Genomic DNA, 22,067 nt, shown 5'->3' on the forward strand with positions numbered 1-22,067 from the left:
TTTTAGTGATTACATAATCCGGCTAGAAAGGGAATCACGCGTTTTCGAGTAATTGCTGAAGTAGCACGCCGTTTAGCATCGCACGTTTAACCAGGGCGAAGGCGCTGATAGCGGAAAGATGGTTAAGGCTTGAGATCTGAATCGGCAGATTATGACGAAATTCTTTTAGCACCTGCGCGTTGATGCAGCGTTGAATCGCAGGAAGCAGCGTTTTTTCTGCTTCGGTAATTTCACCAGCGATCACGACCTTCTGCGGGTTGAACAGATTGATCGCGATGGAAAGCGCTTTGCCGAGGTTGAGTCCAACCTGTTCTATCACTTCACGGGCGAGGGCATCGCCTCGATTCGCTGCTTTGCAAATTGCTGAAATCGTACTGTTATTCGCAGACAGTTTGCTGGGGTAGCCTTGGCGCAGCAGGTGTTGTACGCGTTGTTCAATCGCACCGTTGGCGACGATAGTTTCCAGGCAGCCGAAATTACCACAATGGCAACGATCGCCGAGTGGATCGATTTGAATATGGCCGATTTCACCCACGTTGCCGTTGCTGCCAAGAAAAATCTGCCCGTTGACGAGAATACCCGCCCCCGTACCCCGATGGACGCGTACCAGAATAGAATCCAGTGAATCGTGGGTAGCACCGAAATAGTGTTCCGCTAGCGCCAGGCTGCGGATGTCGTGACCGACAAAACTGGTGACATTGAAGCGACGTTGCAGGTTTTCAACCAGTTGCCAGTTATCTACGCTGATATGTGGCATATAGCGAACGATGCCTGCAACCGGATCAACCAACCCCGGCAGCACCACAGAAATTGCAATAAGCTCGCGGATACGGCGCTGGTGGCTGGCGATAAAGTCGCTGATAGACTGAAAAAGCGTGCCCTCCAGCGACGCCTGCGTTTTGTCTTGCAGTTCGTAGTGTGCTTCTTCCAGTGCTTTTCCCTGCAAATCGTACAACGCAATGGTGGCGTCATAACGGCCGAGACGTACGGCGATGGTATGAAAAGGACGATTTTCGGTGATAATCGAAATGGCACGTCTGCCACCTGTGGAAGCCTGTTGATCGACTTCCTTGATTAGCCCGCGATCCAGAAGCTGGCGGGTGATTTTCGTGACGCTGGCGGGTGCAAGCTGGCTCTGCTCTGCAATCTGAATCCGTGAGATCGGGCCTTGCTGATCAATCAGGCGGTAAACTACCGCGCTGTTTAATTGCTTAACCAGATCGACATTCCCTATCTGCGCCTGTCCGCCTGTGGTCATTAAGAAGTACTCGCTTAGGTTTAACTCAACGTTGGGGAAACCTTGTTTGGTTTTTCCCAACGTATTTCCGCGTTACCCCAAGACGCTTTTCGCTTTACCCCCAAACAGGGTGGCCGTTAACAAATGTCTTGAGAATGTGATAATCACGGTCAAAGGCGGTCAGGTTCGCCACTTTACCGCTTTCAATGCTGCCTAGCCGTTTGTCGACACCAATGGCACGAGCGGGATAGAGCGTCGCCATCCGAATGGCTTCATCCAGTGCGATACCAACGTGTTCGACGCTATTACGCACGGCGTCAATCATCGTCAGTGCCGAACCGCTTAGGGTGCCGTGTTCATCGACACAAATGCCATCACGGTAGTATATGGTTTTACCAGCAAAAATGAACTGGTCAATATCCGCGCCTGCTGGTGCTGTGGCGTCAGTGACCAACACCAGCTTATCGCCTTTAATGCGCTTGCTGTTGCGAATGTTGGCCCAGTCCACATGTCGTCCATCTGCGATAATGCCGCAATAGACTTCAGGGGCATCATAAATCGCGCCAACGAGTCCAGGCTCACGACCTGTCAGGTACGGCATGGCGTTGAACAGGTGGGTTGCAAAACGAATACCTGCGGCGAAACCCAGCTTAGCCTGTTCCCAGGTGGCGTTAGAATGCCCAGCAGAGACGATGATACCTGCCGCCGTCAACTGGCGGATGAACAACGGTTCGACTTCTTCTGGTGCCAGCGTAATTTTCGTAATGGCATCCGCGTTGGCACACAGAAAGTCGACGAGATCTTGCGTTGGCTTGCGAATAAAAGCAGGGTCATGCGTGCCTTTTTTTATCACATTCAGCCACGGACCTTCGAGATGTAGCCCAAGCGCCTGATGCTTATTCTGCGCCAGCCACTCTCTCATTACCTTGATGCTGTGTTTCATGAACGCATCGCTGGAGGTAATCAGCGTAGGTAAAAAGCTGGTGCAGCCTGAACGCTGGTTCGCCTGTTGCATGATTTCCAACGTATTGACGGAGATCGTGTCCAGCGAGTCGTTGAATTGCACGCCGCCACAGCCGTTCAACTGGAGATCGATAAACCCCGGGGCGAGGAACGCACCGCCCAAGTCGTGTTGTTCAATGCCAGAAGGGAGGTCGGCAAGTGGGCAGACCTGCTCGATCAGCCCATCGGCAATCACCACAGCGTGATTATCCAAAATCTGATGGCCGGTAAAAATCCGGCTATGGGTTAACGCGTACATCATCAACTCCCGCGATCGGTTAGAGATTTTTCATACTTTCCGTTTCTAACTCACGGAAATATTTAACGGTTTTTACTTTGAGTTCCATCGTTGAAGGCTCATCACAAACCATGATGGCTTTAGCATGGAGCTGCAGACAGCTGATGGTCCACATGTGGTTGACGTTGCCTTCTACCGCAGCCTGTAGCGCTTGTGCTTTGTTGCGTCCGGTCACCAGAATCATCACTTCTTCGGCATCCAGCAACGTACCAACGCCAACGGTTAGGGCAAATTTAGGCACCAAATTGACGTCCCCGCCGAAGAAACGGGAATTCGCGATACGGGTTTCTTCCGTCAACGTTTTGATACGGGTGCGGGAAGCCAGAGAAGAAGCAGGCTCATTGAAGGCGATGTGTCCATCGTTGCCCACGCCGCCCATAAAAAGATGAATTTTCCCGTAGGATTTTATTTTCTCTTCATAACGGCGGCATTCTGCTGTGGTGTCTTCGGCGTTGCCGTTCAACAGGTTAATGTTTTCACGCGGAATATCAATGTGATTGAAGAAATTCTGATACATGAAGGTATGATAGCTTTCCGGGTGGTCGGTTGGCAGGCCGACATATTCATCCATATTGAAGGTCACGACGTATTTGAAACTCACCAGGCCGGCGTTGTGCATGGCGACTAGCGATTTGTAGGCTTCTAGTGGTGAGCTGCCTGTTGGCAACCCGAGGATAAAAGGGCGCTCTGCGCTGGGCTTGAAAGCGTTAATTCTCTCAACGATGTGGCGGGCGGCCCATTTTCCGACGTCTGCGGCGGTAGTTAAAGGTATGAGTCTCATCAGCGCTCTCCTATTTCTGGTGAAATTAAATACGTCATCGCGCCAGTGACGCGTGCTGTCTATGCATTAAAATTAGTCTACTCCGTTTTTTTTAATCTTGAAATAAGTTGGGGTTTTATTCAGGCATAAACTTTTTGTATGCAGTTTTTTGGTGATTTTTATCACATAATTATGGTGATTAATTTGTGTAGCGAATTATTTTTCTTACACTCCTCCTGGAACCACCGCTGGCCAGGTTTTTTGACAATGAAGCTTTCTACAGTGAAGTTTTTCGGCAGTGAAATTGATTGGCAGGTTTGTTTGCCCCACAACATTTCATTTACCTCGCAAAGGTAAGAGAGGGAAAAGTGAGTACTCTGAGCTATTTACAAAAAGTCGGCCGGGCATTGATGGTGCCTGTCGCGACGCTGCCTGCTGCCGCTATCCTGATGGGGATAGGTTATTGGCTTGATCCGGTTGGATGGGGAAGCGAGAACGCATTGGCGGCACTTCTCATCAAATCGGGTGAGGCGATTATTGGGCATATGGCGGTGCTGTTTGCGGTCGGTGTCGCTTACGGTATGTCGAAAGATAAGGATGGCGCGGCAGCATTGACCGGCTTTGTCGGTTATCTGGTGCTGACTACACTGTGTTCCCCCGCAGTGGTTGCTATGATTCAGCGAATTCCCGTTGAACAGGTGCCAGCTGCGTTTGGCAAAATTGAAAACCAGTTCATCGGGATTCTCGTCGGTGTGATGTCCGCTGAACTGTATAACCGCTTTAGTCAGGTTGAACTGCCGAAGGCGCTGTCGTTCTTCAGCGGGCGGCGTCTGGTGCCGATTCTGGTTTCTTTTCTGATGATTCTGGTCGCGTTCATTTTAATGTACGTCTGGCCAGTCATTTACAATGCGCTGGTGTCGTTCGGTGAGCAGATTCAACAGTTGGGATCGGCTGGCGCTGGGGTTTATGCGTTCTTTAACCGTCTACTGATCCCTGTTGGGTTACACCATGCGCTGAATTCTGTGTTCTGGTTTGATGTGGCGGGTATCAACGATATTCCTAACTTCCTGGCTGGCCAACAGTCGATTGATTCTGGCAAAGCCGTGGTGGGGATCACCGGACGTTATCAGGCGGGCTTTTTCCCAATTATGATGTTCGGCCTGCCGGGAGCCGCACTGGCGATTTACCACTGCGCGCGTCCTGAGAACAAAAGCAAAGTGGCCGGGATTATGCTGGCAGCGGCATTTGCTTCATTCTTCACCGGGATTACCGAGCCGCTGGAATTTTCGTTTATGTTTGTCGCGCCGGTGTTGTATTTCCTGCATGCGTTGCTGACAGGTTTTTCCGTCTTTATTGCAGCCAGTATGCATTGGATTGCCGGTTTTGGTTTCAGCGCCGGTTTGGTGGACATGGTGCTGTCTTCGCGCAACCCGCTTGCAACGCAGTGGTATATGCTGCTCGCACAGGGGCTGGTGTTCTTCGTCATTTACTATGTCGTGTTCCGTTTTACCATCACGCGCTTCAATCTGTTAACGCCGGGACGTGAGCTGGCAGTGAGCGGTAGCGAGGCCGATGGATATGACGTGATTAAGGCGTCTTCGGGCAAGAAGTCAAACGATACGGCTGAATTGGCACAGGGGTATTTGCAGGCGTTGGGTGGCAAAGCCAATCTGATTGGCATCGATGCCTGTATCACTCGTTTGCGTTTGAACGTGGCTGATTCCTCTCTGGTTGATGATGCACTGGCGAAACGTCTTGGCGCGGCGGGCGTTATTCGCCTGAATAAACAAAGCGTGCAGATTGTTGTGGGGACGCAGGCTGAATCGATTGCAACGGCGTTGAAAGTGGAGCATGCCAAGTCGTAATATCATGGCGGTATTTGTGTAACGCCGTGTCATGTCGATGATACTCAAGGGGGGTGAGGTAGCAATCTCACCCCTTTTTTTCGTTATGAATAATTAACGGTTGTTTCCCAGCGTAGCTTGTTGGATCATTGTCGGTTATACGTCGTTTTAGCATTGAGGAATGAAGAATGAGTGAGGCTGAAGCCCGCCCGACTAACTTTATCCGTCAGATTATTGATGAAGATCTGGCATCCGGTAAGCATGACCATATTCAGACGCGTTTCCCGCCAGAGCCGAACGGTTATCTGCATATTGGGCATGCCAAATCTATTTGTCTGAATTTTGGGATCGCGCGTGACTACCAGGGGCAATGTAACCTGCGTTTTGACGACACCAATCCGGTAAAAGAAGATATCGAATACGTTGAGTCGATCAAACGTGACGTCGAGTGGCTGGGTTTTTCATGGAGCGGTAACGTTCGTTATTCTTCTGATTATTTCGATCAACTGCACGCTTATGCGGTTGAGCTGATCGGTAAAGGACTGGCTTACGTTGATGAGCTGACGGCCGATCAGATTCGTGAATATCGTGGCACGTTGACGGCACCGGGTAAAAACAGCCCTTATCGTGACCGTACCGTGCAGGAAAACCTGGCGCTGTTTGAAAAAATGCGCAACGGTGGGTTTGCCGAAGGTACTGCTTGTCTGCGTGCAAAAATCGATATGGCATCATCCTTTATCGTGATGCGCGATCCTGTGTTGTATCGCATTAAGTTCGCCGATCACCACCAGACGGGCAATAAGTGGTGCATCTACCCGATGTATGACTTCACCCACTGCATTTCCGACGCATTGGAAGGAATCACGCATTCGCTGTGTACGCTGGAATTCCAGGATAACCGCCGTTTGTACGATTGGGTACTGGATAACATCACGATTCCTTGTCACCCACGCCAGTACGAATTCTCCCGCCTCAATCTCGAATACGCGATTATGTCCAAGCGTAAGCTGAACCAACTGGTCGTGGAAAACGTGGTTGAAGGCTGGGATGATCCGCGTATGCCGACTATCTCAGGCCTGCGTCGTCGTGGCTATAGTGCGGCTTCCGTCCGTGAATTCTGTGTGCGCATCGGCGTAACGAAGCAGGACAATAACGTGGAAATGGCTGCACTTGAATCCTGCATCCGTGACGATCTGAATGAGAATGCTCCGCGTGCAATGGCAGTGTTAGATCCGGTCAAAGTGGTGATCGAGAATCTGTCTGCTGAGCACGAAGAGTTTGTTGCGATGCCAAATCATCCTAATAAGCCGGAAATGGGCTCACGTCAGGTGGCATTCAGCCGCGAAGTTTACATCGATCGCGCTGACTTCCGCGAAGAAGCCAACAAGCAGTACAAACGTTTGGTGCTGGGTAAAGAAGTGCGTCTGCGTAATGCCTATGTGATCAAAGCCGATCGCATTGAAAAAGACGAGCAGGGCACTATCACCACGATCTATTGCAGTTACGATGCAGAAACGCTGAGCAAAGATCCGGCTGATGGACGTAAAGTGAAAGGCGTCATCCACTGGGTCTCCGCTGCACATGGCGTCCCTGCGGAATTCCGCTTGTACGATCGTCTGTTCAGTGTGGCGAACCCTGGCGCGGCGGATGACTTCCTGTCGACGATTAACCCAGACTCACTGAAAGTGACGCAAGGTTTTGTCGAGGCGAGCTTGGCACAGGCGGAAGTAGAGAAAGCGTATCAGTTTGAGCGCGAAGGTTACTTCTGTGCCGATCGTGTTTACTCCAGTGCAGAACATCTGGTGTTTAACCGAACGGTCGGACTGCGCGATACTTGGGTTGGCTAATGCCACGAAGTAGAAGACAAAAATAAAACCGCCTCGGCGGTTTTATTTTTTGATGCGGTCGATTTATCGTGTGGACTCATGCAGAGTTTCGTCTTCTCGACAATCCCCTTCACTGCAATGCCCATAGAGATACAAACTGTGGTTGGTCAGTTTAATACCGTGTCTTTCTGCGATCTCACGCTGACGTGCTTCGATAGATTCATCGCGGAATTCAATGACTTTGCCACAGTCGAGGCAAATTAGGTGATCGTGATGATGCTGTTGCGTCAGTTCAAAGACGGATTTACCCCCTTCGAAGTTATGACGGGTTACGATGCCTGCATCATCAAACTGGTTGAGTACGCGATAGACGGTAGCAAGACCAATCTCTTCACCCATATCAATCAGTCTCTTATATAAATCTTCCGCACTGACGTGATGACAGACAGGGTCCTGTAGCACTTCCAGTATTTTCAGTCTTGGAAGAGTGACTTTCAGGCCGGCCTTCTTTAATGCGGTATTGTTGTCAGTCATGCGGGTTTAGTCCTGTTGCTTACTTATCAATGGAGGCTGCCTAGCCTATGACATCGGTCGGCTCAAAAAATGTAATTGCGTCTCAATTATAGAACCGCGCATACAAAATGAAAACAAGGGAATGTTAACAATATTGTCCCCATTCATACTACTGATATACAGCGCAGTCCATTGTTGATGAATGAAGAAAGGATGAAGCACGTATAAAACCGATGGGATTATTGTACAGGTTTACTGATAGAAGTTAAAAAAATGTATCAATTATTATGAAAGGTTTTACCTATCGATACTATTTTGGCCCTGATCGAAATTATCAGGGCCAAAATGGCTTAGCCAACCAGCTCTTTTAGATTCAGTTCATCACTGATTTGTTTCACCCACGTCGTTACGCGTTCGCTGGTCAGCTCAGGCTGACGGTCTTCATCGATAGCCAAACCAATGAAGTGATTGTCGTCGGCGAGCCCTTTAGAGGCTTCAAAGTAATAACCTTCAGTTGGCCAGTGGCCGACAATCGTCGCGCCGCGAGGCTCAATGATGTCACGAATGGTGCCCATGGCATCACAGAAATATTCCGCATAGTCTTCCTGATCGCCGCAGCCAAACAAGGCAACCAATTTTCCGGTGAAATCAACCTCTTCCAGCGAAGGGAAGAAGTCATCCCAATCGCACTGAGCTTCACCGTAATACCAGGTTGGAATACCCAACAGCAGAATATCGAAACCTTCGAGGTCCTCTTTGCTGCTTTTGGCGATGTCATGAACATCAGCAACGTTGGTGCCTAACTGCTGTTGGATCGTTTTGGCGATGTTTTCCGTGTTGCCCGTATCACTGCCAAAGAATATTCCGATGAGTGCCATGAATTGAATAACCTCTTGATTCCTAATGGTATGGTGTAATATTTCACCCACTTATCTGTTAATAATAACAGACACTCACATCAGGAGAAACTCGTATCGGTATGGAGGCGTAAATCAAGAGCATGCGAAATGCTGAGGGCAATAAAAGAAACGGAAAACCCTCTCCATGGGCGTTAAAATACCCACCTTAATTGTGTGAGTATGATGTCTTCTGAGATTAGGTCTACACAGCCTTAGTATTATAAAGGTTATTTATTTGCAACACCGTTTCATTTTTTATGAATGATATTTTTATTTTATGGTTTGTTTCAATTGTAATTAAAAGCAGACTTCTGTTTGTGAAAAATAAAAGTCACGGAACGGTACATCCCTATTCAGGGAAATTAAAATGCATACAAAAGATAATGTTTTATCGAATTGAATGCGTGTAACATTTTGCGGGAAAATTCCTAATGAAGAAGATAAGAATTATAACCATTTACAGCTGAAACGATGCAACCTTAAAGAGAAAGGTTTTAGCTTTTTGATGTTAAAGAATAAAATGAAAATGATGCCCAAATTGCTTTGCCAGCCTGGCTGCATACCCACGCCAATCCGCATGGGAAGCGGGTGACCGTCGGTTTGCGTTCAACCCTATGATTAAAAACCTTATATTTATAAAAATAGGCTAATTTATTATCAGTGCGAAAAATTATATTAATAAATATAGCAAGAGTGCTAAATATTCTCTGTATTTAGCCGATGAGTTAGCGTGGTTTTTGAGTTTTCAACTCGGTGAAATGTGAACGCTAGGGAGAAGTGACCTGTTTCATGGTGTGAATTTTCTGATTCATATCGGTTGATTAGCGATAAAAATCTTTTTAACCATTTTCCTGATTTGGAGTGAGCTATGAGACTTATTAAAAATATTGCCATCAGAACCGCTATGCTATGGGTGCTGGGCATTTTTTGTGTTCTTTGGGGCGGCGTATCAATATATACCATGTTCTCTTTTAAAGAGATGACAGCGACCTCGAAAACCAGCACCTTGCTGGTTCAGAACATGAACTTTATCAATCAGGGTAACGATCAATACTTTCGTATGGTAACTCGTCTGGCGCGCGCTGTAGATGCGCGTCGCAGTGGTGATAATGCCACCGCAGATAAAGAGCAGGCCTCCGCGCTCGTCGCGCTGGATAAGCTGAAGTCTGATCTGGTGGCGTTTAATGCTATCGATCATGCGAGTCTGGACGATGCTCTGGTGCAAGCTGTCAGCCGTGACTGGAATAATCTGGTTGTTCAGGGCGTAGAACCGCTTTATCAAAAGGCCGCTGCCAACGCGCTGGATGATTACCAAAATCAGGCCAAGAATGTTGTGCCGCCATTGAGTCGCCAGTTTGGTGCTTCTCTATCTGCGTTCAGTAACGCCAGCGCAGAGAAATTCGATGCGGCGGGCGTGCGTTTTGAACAAATCACCACGATTGGGCAGAACATTTTGCTGAGCGGGTTGGTTATCGGCCTCATCATGCTGTTCCTGACAGACCGTTATCTGGTGGTGTGCTTGGTTCGCCCGTTGAATAACCTGCGCGATCACTTTAGCGTCATTGCTTCTGGTCACCTGGGCAAGCCGATTCTGGACTTTGGTAATAACTGTGTTGGCCGCTTGTTCCCACTTTTGCGTGAAATGCAGGGGAGTTTGGCTAGCACCGTTAGCACCATTAGAAACAGCACAGATTCCATCTATCAGGGCGCTTCTGAGATTGCCGCAGGCAACAACGATCTGTCTTCACGTACCGAAGAGCAGGCTTCCGCGCTGGAAGAAACGGCGGCGAGCATGGAGCAACTGACGGCAACGGTGAAACAGAATGCCGAAAACGCCAACCATGCCAGCCAACTGGCGTTACAAGCCTCGACAACGGCGAAGAAGGGCGGTGAAATCGTTGAGAACGTGGTGAAAACCATGGCAGAGATCTCCGGCAGTTCGAGAAAAATCGCAGAAATCACCACCGTGATTAACGGCATTGCTTTCCAGACCAACATTCTGGCGTTGAACGCGGCGGTTGAAGCGGCGCGTGCAGGCGAACAAGGGCGTGGTTTTGCCGTGGTAGCCGGAGAAGTACGTAGTCTGGCGCAGCGTAGTGCTCAGGCGGCGAAAGAGATTGAAGGGCTAATTTCTGAATCGGTTCGCTGCGTGGATACCGGCTCCAATCTGGTTAGCGATGCCGGAGACACGATGCAGGATATCGTTCGCGCGGTGACTAACGTAACAGATATTATGGGTGAAATTGCCTCGGCATCGGAAGAACAGAGCAAAGGCATCGCACAGGTTGGTCAGGCTGTGGCGGAGATGGACAGCGTAACGCAGCAAAATGCCGCATTGGTTGAACAGGCCTCTTCGGCAGCGTTGTCTTTGGAAGAGCAGGCGGCACTGTTGAACCAGACCGTATCGCTGTTCCAACTGTCCGATACGCAGTCAGGGCTGCAAGTGGCGGCAAAACCGGTGCAGAAAACGCCAGCGATTGCCCCGCGTGCAAGCAAGGCGCTACCGCCCAGTAACGACAACTGGGAAAAGTTCTAAGCGTCGTTTTAATCTGAGATAGCGTGTGTAATCTTGGGTGAATGTTCAGGCGGCGTCAGAAATGGCGCCGCACAAAATATGAATGCTTAAGTTATTTATAAATATCAGGTTACGTCAATCAGGATTGCTGTTCGGCCAACTGCGCCAGCAGCATCTCTTCAATCAATTCACTGCGGCTAATGTTCCGCTGTTCAGCAAGGCTGTTCAGGATATCGACGGCGTCGCTATTAATCTTTAATTCAACACGGCGCAAGCCACGCACTTTATCGCGACGTAGTTGATTACGCTTGTTAATTCTTAGTTGTTCGTCACGTGTGAGCGGGTTGGTCTTGGGGCGGCCCGGACGACGCTCATCTGCGAACAGATCCAGTGTAGTGCGATCCGTTTGTTCTTTTGCCATAAGTAATGATACTGCAAGGTATTCTGACCAAAATACACAGCGCTGCTCGTTCTGCCCTACAGATAAAATCGATGCCTGCTCTCACTCTGCAATAGGATTGTCAGAGTGCGGTTTGGCTATCTGTTGAACATGCCGGGAAATTACGCGTGCACTTTGATGAAGTGGTTACAATGACTTGTGGCTGAATCAGCCGTCCCTCTACTGCGAGCGCCATCATACCCTAGCCGCACTGGCGGCGACAACGGTTAACTGCCGCTGTTGCCATGAATCCGCCAGTGTCAGTAGGGTCTGGTTAATTCGCGTCCAGAAAACGGTGGATAGCGCGCAAAACTGCATCGGGTTTTTCTGAGTGAACCCAGTGGCCAGCTCCGCTGACAACATGCGCCCGCGCCGCCGGGAACTGACGCAGTAGCGAATCGCGGTAGCGATCGTCCAGATAGGGGGAATCGCCGCCGCGGATGAACAATATTGGCCCTTGCCAGGCCGGAACCTCTTGCCAGCCAACAATGTTTTCGTACTCATCCCACAAGACCGGTACGTTAAAACGCCATTCTCCCTGCTGGAAAGATTTCAGCAAAAACTGAATCACGCCCTCTTCTTTTATATGCTGGCGCATGAGCGCTGTCGCTTCGGTTCGTGATGTCAGGCCCGCTTCCGTTACGTCACGTAGTGCGGCGAAAATGGTGTCGTGGCGGCGCACTTGATAATCCACCGGGGCGATATCAATCGCGACCAGTTTGTCCAGTCGTTCAGGAATGAGTGCACTGAGCGCCATTGCGACTTTTCCGCCCATCGAATGGCCAATAACGATAGCGCGTTCGATATGCAATTCATCTAACAGCGCCAACACATCCTCTGCCATTGCGGGGTAGTTCATCTGTGATGAACGTGGCGACAAACCGTGGTTGCGTAAATCGATTTGTAGGATGTCATGCGTATTTTGCAAATCCCGTCCTAATACACCCAGGTTATCTAATGTGCCAAACAGGCCATGAATCAGGACAACAGGACGTTTATCTGTGGACTGGTGCGCATTTTGCCAGCGATGATTCAATTTCATGGTGAAGTTCATTCAGAGAGACATGGGCTTAGGGTATCATGACTTTAGAAGCAATGTTGTCACTGAAGGAATGGTAAGGGACACGTATAGCTACTTGAATGGATGTGAAAGGCATTGGGGCATAGTCTGACTTTTGGTATTGTCCCATTATGCCGCTGTTCGATAATGTTTGAACGCCTGTATAATCCTTTTGATTTGAGTCATCTACCCATCGATGTCGGGTTGCAGAAGGGAAGCGTCTCTGTAATTTGCACGGTAATGGGTAAAAACAGCACTGGATAAAGATGAAAACTATAGAAGTCGACGAAGAGCTTTATCGTTATATTGCCAGCCACACACAGCATATTGGTGAGAGCGCATCGGATATTTTACGGCGTATGCTGAAATTTACGGCCGGGCAGCCTGTCACAACGCCGGTGGTAGAAGCGACGGCAACGGCGACGTCTCAGCCTGTTACTGCGCCGAGTCCGCGCGATCGGGTTCGAACCCTGCGTGAGCTGCTGCTGTCAGATGAATACGCTGAACAAAATAAGGCCATTAATCGCTTTATGCTGGTTCTGTGCACGCTGTATACCCTATCGCCGCAGGAGTTTGCTGCTGCGACAGAATCGCTTCATGGCCGTACCCGGGTCTATTTCGCGGGTGACCAACAGACATTGCTTCAGCATGGCACACACACAAAGCCTAAACATATTCCTGGCACGCCATACTGGGTGATTACCAATACGAATACTGGCCGTAAACGCAGTATGGTTGAGCACATTATGCTGACGATGCAGTTTCCTGCGGAACTGACAGAGAAAGTGTGCGGAACCATCTAATCATCTACCTATCCCCTAAATAATTCGAGTTGCGTGAAGCCAACGCACAGGCAGCTCGAAGAATGAGGGGAATAACATTAACCACTTATCTAACTACACTAACTACAGCGTTAGGGAGAAGCGCCAATGGCTAATCACCCAAGGGCCGGACAGCCTGCCCGACAGAGCGATTTGATTAATGTGGCACAGTTAACGTCACAATATTATGTGCTGCGCCCGGAAGTCGGCAATACCGCGCATGCGGTGAAATTCGGTACGTCTGGCCATCGTGGTAGTGCGGGGCGTCATAGCTTTAATGAACCGCATATTCTGGCGATTGCGCAGGCCATTGCAGAAGAGCGTAAAAAGCAGGGCATCAGCGGCCCGTGCTATGTCGGAAAAGACACGCATGCGCTTTCTGAGCCTGCCTTTATTTCCGTGCTGGAAGTGTTGGCTGCCAATGGCGTGGATGTGATCGTTCAGTTGGATAATGGTTTTACCCCAACGCCAGCGGTGTCTAACGCGATTCTGGTTCACAATCGTCAGGGCGGTGCGCTGGCGGACGGTATTGTGATTACGCCGTCCCACAACCCGCCGGAAGATGGTGGCATTAAATATAACCCGCCGAACGGCGGCCCTGCGGATACCAACCTGACCAGCGTGATTGAAACGCGTGCGAATGCGCTGTTGGCAGATGAACTGCGTGACGTGAAACGCATTACGCTGGATCAGGCGCTGAAAAGCGGACATGTCCACGAGCAGGATCTGGTTCAGGCTTATGTCGAAGGTCTGGCTAGTGTGGTGGACATGGCGGCGATTCAACGCGCTGGCCTTAAACTGGGCGTCGACCCGCTGGGTGGTTCCGGTATTGCCTATTGGCAGCGCATTGCAGAACACTACAAACTGGATCTGACGCTGGTTAACGACGCTGTCGATCAAACATTCCGCTTTATGTCGCTGGATCACGACGGCGCGATCCGTATGGATTGCTCGTCAGAATTCGCCATGGCTGGGCTGCTGGCGCTGCGTGATAAATTCGATCTGGCGTTTGCCAACGATCCTGACTATGACCGCCACGGTATTGTCACCCCAGCAGGGCTGATGAACCCGAACCACTATCTGGCGGTGGCGATCAACTACCTGTTCCAGCATCGACCACAGTGGGGACAGTCTGTTGCTGTCGGCAAAACGCTGGTATCCAGCGCGATGATCGATCGCGTAGTGGCAGATTTGGGCCGCAAGCTAGTAGAAGTTCCGGTTGGCTTCAAATGGTTCGTTGACGGTCTGTATGACGGCAGCTTTGGCTTCGGCGGTGAAGAAAGCGCGGGGGCTTCTTTCCTGCGCTTTGACGGCACGCCGTGGTCGACGGATAAAGACGGCATCATCCTGTGTCTGCTGGCAGCAGAAATTACGGCCGTGACGGGTAAAAACCCGCAGCAGCATTATGATGAGCTGGCACAGCGCTTTGGCGCGCCAAGCTACAACCGTATTCAGGCTTCCGCGACGCACGCGCAAAAAGCCGCGCTGTCCAAGTTGTCTCCTGAGCAGGTGTCAGCGAGCACGCTGGCGGGCGATCCGATTACGGCTCGTCTGACCGCTGCGCCGGGTAATGGGGCATCAATTGGTGGCCTGAAAGTGATGACGGAGAATGGCTGGTTTGCTGCGCGTCCTTCCGGTACGGAAGAAGCCTACAAGATCTACTGTGAAAGTTTCCTCGGGGTGGAACACCGCGAGCGAATCGAGAAAGAAGCGGTAGAAATTGTCAGTGCGGTGCTGGCAAGCGCCAAATAAGTGAAAAGGGCGCTGCTTGCAGCGCCTTTCAGACTGCTGACAAACCTATTTACAGAACAAAAACGGTAGTAACGGAATAGAAGAGTAAAGCGTTTGCGCCAGGGATGGCGCAAGCCGAGCGCACAGGGATGTGTTTACAGCGTCTTTACGATCTATCCGTTACTACCGCTCTACGGGTTTTGTCAGTAACCTTCGTATAATAGGTTTATCCCAACGCGACCAGTAGCGCTCCGACGGAAATCAGCGCCACGCCAGCTCCCGCCATCAGCGAAATTTTTTCTCCCAGCAGAATGACTGCCAGCACGACGGCAAATACCACACTGAGCTTATCGATAGGCGCGACCTGTGCGACGTTACCGTTCTTCAACGCCACAAAATAAAATAGCCACGACAGCGCACCTGCGACGCCGCTGAGCACAATGAACAACAGCGCTTTCTTATTAGCGATAACGTCACCGACCAGCGCCAGCTTACCTTGCGCGACCACTACACCCACCAGAAAAAGTGCCATGATGACGGCACGAATCGCGGTCGCCGTATTGGCGTCCAAATTTTGCAGACCGATCTTGCCGAATATTGCGACCATCGCGGCACATACGGCAGACAACAAAGCATAAATTAACCAACTACTCATGACGGCGTATCCCTGAAGAGAAGGCAGGCGCGCACCGTGGAAAAGGTTCTCCAAGGACGCTGCCTGATACAGAAGGATGATTTTACGGTATAAATCGATAACCGATAGCGGTTTCAGTCAAGAGATGGCGAGGTCTTGCCGGGTCGCTTTCCAGCTTCTGGCGTAGATGCCCCATATAAATACGCAGATAGTGGCTGTGCTCGACGGCGTTTGGCCCCCAGACCTGCGTTAGAAGCTGGCGCTGCGTCAGCACTTTGCCGGGGCTGGCGAGCAAGGTTGCCAGAAGCCGAAATTCGATGGGCGTCAGGTGCAGTTCCTGACCGTCGCGGTTCACCTGCCGATTAAGCAAATCTACGGTGATCGTACCGAAACTCACCAGCGGCGTTTCCTGCTGGGTATGGCTGTGGCGACGGAGCGCGACGCGCAGCCGTGCCAGCAGCTCGCCAATGCCAAACGGTTTGGTTAGGTAATCATCGGCACCGGCATCCAACGCATCTATTTTATCCTGCTCGTCGGTACGGGCAGATAGCACAATAATGGGCAGGCTGCTCCACTGACGTAAATCGCGGATGTAGTCGATACCGTTGCCGTCCGGCAGGCCCAAATCGAGAATAATGAGATCGGGTTTGCGCGTGGCCGCTTCTAACAGGCCGCGCTGCATTGTTTCTGCGTCAAACACGCGACAGCCTTCGCCTTCCAGCGCCTGACGTACAAAACGACGGATCTCTTTTTCATCTTCGACGATCAGAATAGTGGCCTGCAATGGATTTAGTGCTCCTCAATATCTTCCGGTTCAAGATCCGGCGGTACCGACAGGGGTAGCGTGAAATGGAAGGCCGCGCCGCCGCTTTCCGCATTCGTTGCCCAGATACGGCCGCCGTGTATTTCTACAACGGCTCGACAGATCGCCAGCCCCAGCCCCACGCCGGGAATCGATGACTCTTTGTGACCACGAGAAAATTTATCAAAAATCATGCTTTCCTGGCCGGGCTCAATTCCCGGCCCATTATCCTGCACGATGATTTCCAACGCATTTTCTTGCGTATCTGTCTGTGGAATAGTGTGCGCCGTAATGGCGATCGTGGCCTGTTCTCCGGCGTACTTCAGCGCATTCTCCAGCAGGTTAATGAACACGCGTTCCACCAGCCCGGCATCACAATAAACCAGAACCATTTCAGCAGGTAGATTAACCTGAATAGTGTTTTTCGCCAGCGCACTTTCCAACTGTTGCAGGGTACTACCGATTAACTCCTCGGGTGTTTGCCATTCTTTGCGTAGGTTAAAACCATCCGACTGAATACGTGCCATGTCGAGCAGATTATTGACCAATCGCGTAGTATTCAAAATGTGCTGGCGAATCTGATTGGCCTGCTGAGCGTAAGGTGACCCTTCGCTTGCCAGATTCAATGTTAGAATCTCGGCCTGACCAAAAAGTACCGTCAGCGGCGTGCGCAGATCGTGCGAGAGTGCGGCAAGCAGAGAATTACGCAACTGCTCACGCTCGGCATCGAGCCGGGCATTTTCTGTACTTTGCATCAGGTGCAGACGCTCCAGTGCATTAGCGATCAGCACGGTAAAGGTTTCCAACAGCCGCTGCTGCTCGGGAATCATCAACTGCCGCGCATTATTGGGTTCAATCGCCAGCACGCCGAAGATTTGCTGCGTGGTGGTGAGTGGCAGAACCTGATACGACACACCGGGCAGGGTGGATGTCCCCGCACCGGCAGGCGCACGATGATCGACGCTCCAGCGCGCAATAGCGTTATCGACAATCAAGGACTGGCTATCGCGCGTGGGCTGCTGGCGGTCGGGCGAGATGGGGTGCAGGCTATCGGTCAACAGCACTGCGATCTTGGCCTGAAACGTGGTGCTGAGAAAATGCTGGCTGGTCTCGACGATATCTGCGCTGGACAGGCTACGGTTCAGCGCCTTGGACATCTCATACAGATGACGGACGCGCTGCTCGCGATAACGAGCGACTCTGGCCTGATAGCGTACGCCTGCCGTCAGATTACCAACCAGCAGACCGACGCCGAGCATCACGGCAAAAGTAAGCAGATATTGCGCATCCGATACGGCAAAGGTACCGCGCGGCAGAATGAAAAAGAGATCGAAACTGGCGACGTTAATCACGGCAGCGAACACCGACGGCCAACGACCGAAGAAGAGCGCGACGATGACGACAGCCAGCAGATAAATCATCACCAGATTGACCGATTCCAGCATGGCAAACGGTGACCACGAGGCAAGCAGGGTGATAAAGGCGCACAACAGCGTTGCCAGCCCGCAGCCGAATAATTGCATGCGCCATTTTTCTACCAGCCCACGAGCATCAGGCGTTTTTATCGGTGTGGCGGGGGGATCGTCCTGTACGGCGACGACGACCAGATCGAGATCGGGTCCCAATCTGCCGAGTCGTTCGGCGAAGCGAGTGCGCCACCACCAGCCGAAGCGCTGTTCCACATGGCGACCAATGACGATTTTTCCGAGGTTGTGCTCACGCGCATAGCGCAGGACGGCAAGCTCTTCGTCGGGTTCCGATAGCGTAACGGTTTCAGCCCCAAGATCCTGTGCTAGCTTGAGTGCCCGCAAGATGGCACGCCGCTGCGGTTCGGGTAACCGGTGCAAGCGCGGTGTTTCGACGTAAACCGCGTGCCAGACACTCCCCAGCCGTGCCGCGAGCCGTGCTGCCGTGCGCACCAGCTTTTCATTGCCTGTGCCGTGACCGATGCATAGCAGAATGGCATCGCGGGTATGCCAGACCTGCTCACGTCCTTGTCCCGCACGCATGGCGCGCATTTGATCGTCAACCCGATCCGCCAGACGCCGCAGTGCTAATTCACGCAGGGCGATCAAATTGCCTTTACGGAAAAAATTCTCAACGGCGCGTTCGGCCTGTAGCGGCAAATACACTTTGCCTTCATTTAAACGCTGTCGCAGATCGTCCGGCGGCAGATCTACCAAAATGACTTCGCTGGCCTGATCGAAGATGGGGTCCGGCACGGTTTCCCGCACTCTGATACCGGTTACGCCGCCGACCACGTCGTTCAGACTTTCCAAATGCTGGACGTTCACTGTGGTAAAGACATCGATACCGGCATCGAGCAGTTCCTGTACGTCCTGCCAGCGCTTGGGATGACGTGATCCATTCACATTGCTGTGCGCCAGTTCATCGATCAGAATCAGTGCCGGACAGCGTGCCAGCGCGGCATCCAGATCGAATTCGACAGTGTGACGACCGTGATGGCGAAGATGCTTGAGCGGCAACTGCGGTAACCCCTCCAACAGCGCGGCGGTTTCGCTACGACCGTGGGTTTCGACTACGCCGACAAGAATATCCAGCCCTTGCGCCCGCAGCCGTTGAGCTTCCTGCAACATGGCATAGGTTTTCCCTACGCCCGCACAGGCACCAAAAAATATTTTTAGCTTGCCACGCGGCGGCGCGCCGATCTGTGCCAGTAGGCTATCGGGGTCCGGGCGACGATCTTCACCGTCAAGCATGTTCTATCCCTTATTAGCGAGGCCTGAACCGTGGTCAGGCCGCAGATAGCGATTTGTGGAACGAAAACGGTGGTAATGGGATAGAAGAGTAAAGCGTTTGCGCCAGGGATGGCGCAAGCCGAGCGTACAGGGACGTATTCACAGCGTCTTTACGATCTACCCATTACCACCGCTCTACGGCCTCAGCGGGGTTCCGTATGATGATTAATAGTAACGCACTGTCGATTACGGCAGTGGCTTTTCCTTATCCAGCGCCAGATTTAACAACAGGACATTGACCGTCGGCTGCCCAATGAACGCAGGCTTGCTGGTCTCAGTAAAGCGATCGATCAAGTGTTGTATCTGCTGGAGCGACAGCCCTCTGGCCTGTGCGACGTAAAGTGCCTGATAGAGTGCTGCCTCTGGGGAAATCTGCGGGTCCAGCCCGCTGCCGGATGCTGTCACCAGATCGGTAGGAATGGGCTGCTGATTGCCGACTACCTGATGCCAACGAGTGGTGCGTTCGCTTATCTGCTGATCGAGCACTGGGTTGCTGGCCGCCAGATTGCTACCGCCGGACGCCAGTGCGTTATAAGGCGCATCTGATGTTGCGGAGGGACGTCCCTGAAAATAGCCAGCACGATTGAACGGCTGCCCGATCAGGGATGAGCCGACGACGGCATCATCACGATAAATAAGCGATCCGTTTGCCTGTGTCGGGAACAGCCACTGTGCCAGCACGGTGGTCAGCAGCGGGTACGCCAGACCGGTAAACAGCAGTAATAACAAGAATAAAAACAAAGAAGAACGTAAATAGCGCATAGCGTATACCCGTCAGTCCTTAAGCCAGATTCAGCCCGGTCAGTAACATATCAATGAGCTTGATACCGAGGAACGGCACCAGCAGCCCGCCAAGACCATAAATCCACAGATTGCGGCTTAACTGTGCCGCCGCGCTCATGGGGCGATAGCTAATCCCTTTGAGCGCCAGTGGGATCAGAAAGACAATAATCAACGCATTGAAGATGACGGCCGAGAGCATGGCCGAGGTAGGGGAGTGCAACTGCATCACGTTTAGCGCATTGAGCTGCGGATAGGTAGCAGCAAAAGCGGCCGGGATAATGGCGAAATATTTCGCCACGTCGTTGGCGATACTGAACGTCGTCAGCGAACCTCGCGTCATCAGCATCTGCTTGCCGATATGCACCACTTCGATCAGCTTGGTTGGGTTGGAATCCAGATCGACCATGTTGCCCGCTTCTTTCGCTGCCTGCGTACCGGAATTCATGGCAACGGCCACGTCTGCTTGCGCCAGTGCGGGCGCATCGTTAGTGCCATCGCCAGTCATCGCCACCAGCCGACCTTCGGCTTGATATTGGCGAATCAACGCCAGCTTGGTTTCCGGTGTGGCTTCCGCCAGAAAATCATCAACGCCCGCTTCTGCGGCAATAGCCGCCGCCGTGAGCGGGTTGTCGCCGGTGATCATCACGGTTTTGATCCCCATATTGCGTAGCTCGGCGAAACGCGCCTTAATGCCGCTTTTCACGATATCTTTCAGTTCCACCACGCCAAGCACGCGTTTGCCTTCCGCAACGACCAGCGGCGTTCCTCCGCTGCGTGCCACATTGGATACCGCTTCTTCGACCTGATGCGGGAAATCGCCGTTGTTCGCTTCAATGTAGCGGCGCAGAGCATCGACGGCACCTTTACGAATGGTGCGCTGACCGAAATTGACACCGCTCATACGTGTTTGCGCCGTAAAGGGAACAAAAGTGGCGTCCAGCGAGGTGAGATCCTGATCTGCCAAATTAAAGCGCTGCTTTGCCAGCACCACGATGCTGCGGCCTTCGGGCGTTTCATCGGCTAAGGACGCGAGGCGTGCGGCATCAGCCAGCGCTTGCTCAGTGACGCCCGGCGCAGGCAGGAAGGCGGAAGCCTGACGGTTACCGAGTGTAATGGTGCCGGTTTTATCCAGCAGCAGAACATCGATATCGCCCGCCGCTTCAACTGCCCGCCCGCTGGTGGCAATCACGTTAGCCCCTAACATCCGGCTCATCCCCGCCACGCCGATTGCTGATAGCAGGCCGCCGATGGTAGTTGGGATCAAGCAGACGAGCAGGGCGACAAGCACCGTCACACCGACGACATCACCGCTGTGATTCGCCTGCACGCCGAACCAGGAAAACGGGTAGAGCGTGGCGGTGACCAACAGGAAGATGAGCGTAAGTTCGATCAACAAAATAGTCAGCGCGATTTCGTTCGGCGTTTTTCGACGCTGTGCACCTTCGACCATGGCGATCATTCGATCGAGAAACGTTTCGCCGGGGTTGACGCTACACTGAATCACCAGCCAGTCGGACAGCACGCGCGTACCGCCAGTGACGGAAGCGAAATCGCCGCCGGACTCGCGGATGACGGGGGCAGATTCCCCGGTAATAGCGCTTTCATCGACGGACGCGCCGCCTTCCAGTACTTCACCGTCGCACGGGATGGTTTCCCCCGCGCTTACCAGCACGATATCGCCTTTACGCAGGCTGTCGGCCGGAACCGATTCCGAACTGGCATCGTGATTCGGTGCAGAGAGTTTGTTCGCCCAACTGGTTTTTTTTACACCTTTCAGCGCATTAGCCTGTGCTTTGCTGCGACCTTCCGCCAGCGCTTCGGCCATGTTGGCAAACAGCACGGTAAACCATAGCCAGAGTGACACCAGCCCGGTAAACACGGCATTGCCTTCCGCTTTGCCTGCCAGAATAACTAACCAGACGAGGGTTGTCAGCAGACTACCGAGGTACACCACAAACATGACTGGATTACGCCATTGCACGCGTGGGTCGAGTTTCTTCAGCGCCTCTTTCAGTGCCGAACGGATTAACGAGCTGTCAAACAGCGTTTGCTGTTTACGTTTGCCAACGTGGCGGGAGACCTCACCCTGTTGTAATGAGGTGGGTTCCGGTGTTGCCTGATGATTCATCGTGTGACGAGTCATA

General features: G+C 52.0%; 17 protein-coding genes. 5 read left to right on the plus strand and 12 right to left on the minus strand.

Features of this window, described 5'->3' with window-relative positions; all coding sequences use genetic code 11:
* Positions 1 to 34: 34 nt before the first annotated feature.
* The 3 genes from nagC to nagB form a co-directional block, all read right to left on the minus strand.
* Positions 35 to 1,258 carry a DNA-binding transcriptional regulator NagC gene (gene nagC, locus E2566_RS06610; RefSeq protein ID WP_107168295.1) on the minus strand — a complete coding sequence of 408 codons (1,224 nt, stop codon included), beginning with the start codon at positions 1,256 to 1,258 and terminating at the stop codon, positions 35 to 37.
* Between the two features lie 94 nt (positions 1,259 to 1,352).
* On the minus strand, positions 1,353 to 2,498 hold the full coding sequence (nagA, locus tag E2566_RS06615) for an N-acetylglucosamine-6-phosphate deacetylase (protein WP_107168294.1): 1,146 nt from the start codon (positions 2,496 to 2,498) through the stop codon (positions 1,353 to 1,355).
* Positions 2,499 to 2,517: 19 nt separating this feature from the next.
* A complete protein-coding gene (nagB, locus tag E2566_RS06620) occupies positions 2,518 to 3,318 on the minus strand; it encodes a glucosamine-6-phosphate deaminase (RefSeq protein WP_107168293.1) in 801 nt (266 codons plus the stop codon).
* Between the two features lie 347 nt (positions 3,319 to 3,665).
* On the opposite strand from nagB, the gene nagE reads away from it, so the two are divergent.
* Positions 3,666 to 5,162 carry an N-acetylglucosamine-specific PTS transporter subunit IIBC gene (gene nagE / locus E2566_RS06625; RefSeq protein ID WP_107168292.1) on the plus strand — a complete coding sequence of 499 codons (1,497 nt, stop codon included), beginning with the start codon at positions 3,666 to 3,668 and terminating at the stop codon, positions 5,160 to 5,162.
* 167 nt (positions 5,163 to 5,329) lie between these two features.
* Positions 5,330 to 6,988, plus strand: a complete 1,659-nt coding sequence (gene glnS / locus E2566_RS06630; RefSeq protein ID WP_107168291.1) for a glutamine--tRNA ligase — start codon at positions 5,330 to 5,332, stop codon at positions 6,986 to 6,988.
* 63 nt (positions 6,989 to 7,051) lie between these two features.
* Here the strand turns inward: glnS and fur are convergent, their stop codons facing one another.
* Positions 7,052 to 7,501 (minus strand): ferric iron uptake transcriptional regulator, encoded by a 450-nt coding sequence (gene fur, locus E2566_RS06635; RefSeq protein ID WP_005973843.1) that lies wholly within the window; start codon positions 7,499 to 7,501, stop codon positions 7,052 to 7,054.
* A 329-nt stretch (positions 7,502 to 7,830) separates the two neighbouring features.
* Positions 7,831 to 8,358, minus strand: coding sequence for a flavodoxin FldA (gene fldA / locus E2566_RS06640; protein ID WP_010285453.1), 528 nt, complete (start codon positions 8,356 to 8,358; stop codon positions 7,831 to 7,833).
* An 889-nt stretch (positions 8,359 to 9,247) separates the two neighbouring features.
* On the opposite strand from fldA, the gene E2566_RS06645 reads away from it, so the two are divergent.
* Positions 9,248 to 10,915 (plus strand): methyl-accepting chemotaxis protein, encoded by a 1,668-nt coding sequence (locus tag E2566_RS06645; RefSeq protein WP_107168290.1) that lies wholly within the window; start codon positions 9,248 to 9,250, stop codon positions 10,913 to 10,915.
* Between the two features lie 118 nt (positions 10,916 to 11,033).
* Here the strand turns inward: E2566_RS06645 and ybfE are convergent, their stop codons facing one another.
* Together ybfE and ybfF are read right to left on the minus strand one after the other, a co-directional pair.
* The gene (gene ybfE / locus E2566_RS06650; RefSeq protein ID WP_107168289.1) at positions 11,034 to 11,315 is read right to left on the minus strand and encodes a LexA regulated protein; all 282 of its coding nucleotides are present in this window, start codon (positions 11,313 to 11,315) and stop codon (positions 11,034 to 11,036) included.
* A 292-nt stretch (positions 11,316 to 11,607) separates the two neighbouring features.
* Positions 11,608 to 12,375 (minus strand): esterase, encoded by a 768-nt coding sequence (gene ybfF, locus E2566_RS06655; protein ID WP_107168288.1) that lies wholly within the window; start codon positions 12,373 to 12,375, stop codon positions 11,608 to 11,610.
* A 284-nt stretch (positions 12,376 to 12,659) separates the two neighbouring features.
* Here ybfF and seqA point away from each other — a divergent pair, with 284 nt between their 5' ends.
* Both seqA and pgm read left to right on the plus strand, forming a co-directional pair.
* The gene (gene seqA / locus E2566_RS06660) at positions 12,660 to 13,196 is read left to right on the plus strand and encodes a replication initiation negative regulator SeqA (RefSeq protein ID WP_107168287.1); all 537 of its coding nucleotides are present in this window, start codon (positions 12,660 to 12,662) and stop codon (positions 13,194 to 13,196) included.
* 126 nt (positions 13,197 to 13,322) lie between these two features.
* Complete coding sequence (pgm, locus tag E2566_RS06665; RefSeq protein ID WP_107168286.1) at positions 13,323 to 14,966, plus strand: phosphoglucomutase (alpha-D-glucose-1,6-bisphosphate-dependent); 1,644 nt, start codon at positions 13,323 to 13,325, stop codon at positions 14,964 to 14,966.
* Between the two features lie 205 nt (positions 14,967 to 15,171).
* Here the strand turns inward: pgm and E2566_RS06670 are convergent, their stop codons facing one another.
* The 5 genes from E2566_RS06670 to kdpB form a co-directional block, all read right to left on the minus strand.
* The gene (locus tag E2566_RS06670; RefSeq protein ID WP_107168285.1) at positions 15,172 to 15,600 is read right to left on the minus strand and encodes an EamA family transporter; all 429 of its coding nucleotides are present in this window, start codon (positions 15,598 to 15,600) and stop codon (positions 15,172 to 15,174) included.
* A gap of 82 nt (positions 15,601 to 15,682) precedes the next feature.
* On the minus strand, positions 15,683 to 16,363 hold the full coding sequence (kdpE, locus tag E2566_RS06675) for a two-component system response regulator KdpE (protein ID WP_107168284.1): 681 nt from the start codon (positions 16,361 to 16,363) through the stop codon (positions 15,683 to 15,685).
* Between the two features lie 5 nt (positions 16,364 to 16,368).
* Positions 16,369 to 19,101 (minus strand): two-component system sensor histidine kinase KdpD, encoded by a 2,733-nt coding sequence (gene kdpD / locus E2566_RS06680; protein ID WP_107168283.1) that lies wholly within the window; start codon positions 19,099 to 19,101, stop codon positions 16,369 to 16,371.
* A gap of 225 nt (positions 19,102 to 19,326) precedes the next feature.
* On the minus strand, positions 19,327 to 19,902 hold the full coding sequence (gene kdpC / locus E2566_RS06685) for a potassium-transporting ATPase subunit KdpC (protein WP_107168282.1): 576 nt from the start codon (positions 19,900 to 19,902) through the stop codon (positions 19,327 to 19,329).
* A 19-nt stretch (positions 19,903 to 19,921) separates the two neighbouring features.
* Positions 19,922 to 22,066 carry a potassium-transporting ATPase subunit KdpB gene (gene kdpB, locus E2566_RS06690; RefSeq protein ID WP_107168281.1) on the minus strand — a complete coding sequence of 715 codons (2,145 nt, stop codon included), beginning with the start codon at positions 22,064 to 22,066 and terminating at the stop codon, positions 19,922 to 19,924.
* Position 22,067 lies beyond the last annotated feature (1 nt).

It is taken from the genome of Pectobacterium punjabense, from assembly GCF_012427845.1.
GTDB classification, from domain to species: Bacteria; Pseudomonadota; Gammaproteobacteria; order Enterobacterales; family Enterobacteriaceae; genus Pectobacterium; species Pectobacterium punjabense.

Bases quoted from the DNA above. Each gene is read 5' to 3' on its own strand.
- nagC (WP_107168295.1), bottom strand. From the start codon at position 1,258: ATGACCACAGGCGGACAGGCGCAGATAGGGAATGTCGATCTGGTTAAG.
- nagA (WP_107168294.1), bottom strand. From the start codon at position 2,498: ATGTACGCGTTAACCCATAGCCGGATTTTTACCGGCCATCAGATTTTG.
- nagB (WP_107168293.1), bottom strand. From the start codon at position 3,318: ATGAGACTCATACCTTTAACTACCGCCGCAGACGTCGGAAAATGGGCC.
- glnS (WP_107168291.1), top strand. From the start codon at position 5,330: ATGAGTGAGGCTGAAGCCCGCCCGACTAACTTTATCCGTCAGATTATT.
- fur (WP_005973843.1), bottom strand. From the start codon at position 7,501: ATGACTGACAACAATACCGCATTAAAGAAGGCCGGCCTGAAAGTCACT.
- fldA (WP_010285453.1), bottom strand. From the start codon at position 8,358: ATGGCACTCATCGGAATATTCTTTGGCAGTGATACGGGCAACACGGAA.
- E2566_RS06645 (WP_107168290.1), top strand. From the start codon at position 9,248: ATGAGACTTATTAAAAATATTGCCATCAGAACCGCTATGCTATGGGTG.
- ybfE (WP_107168289.1), bottom strand. From the start codon at position 11,315: ATGGCAAAAGAACAAACGGATCGCACTACACTGGATCTGTTCGCAGAT.
- ybfF (WP_107168288.1), bottom strand. From the start codon at position 12,375: ATGAAATTGAATCATCGCTGGCAAAATGCGCACCAGTCCACAGATAAA.
- seqA (WP_107168287.1), top strand. From the start codon at position 12,660: ATGAAAACTATAGAAGTCGACGAAGAGCTTTATCGTTATATTGCCAGC.
- pgm (WP_107168286.1), top strand. From the start codon at position 13,323: ATGGCTAATCACCCAAGGGCCGGACAGCCTGCCCGACAGAGCGATTTG.
- E2566_RS06670 (WP_107168285.1), bottom strand. From the start codon at position 15,600: ATGAGTAGTTGGTTAATTTATGCTTTGTTGTCTGCCGTATGTGCCGCG.
- kdpD (WP_107168283.1), bottom strand. From the start codon at position 19,101: ATGCTTGACGGTGAAGATCGTCGCCCGGACCCCGATAGCCTACTGGCA.
- kdpC (WP_107168282.1), bottom strand. From the start codon at position 19,902: ATGCGCTATTTACGTTCTTCTTTGTTTTTATTCTTGTTATTACTGCTG.
- kdpB (WP_107168281.1), bottom strand. From the start codon at position 22,066: ATGACTCGTCACACGATGAATCATCAGGCAACACCGGAACCCACCTCA.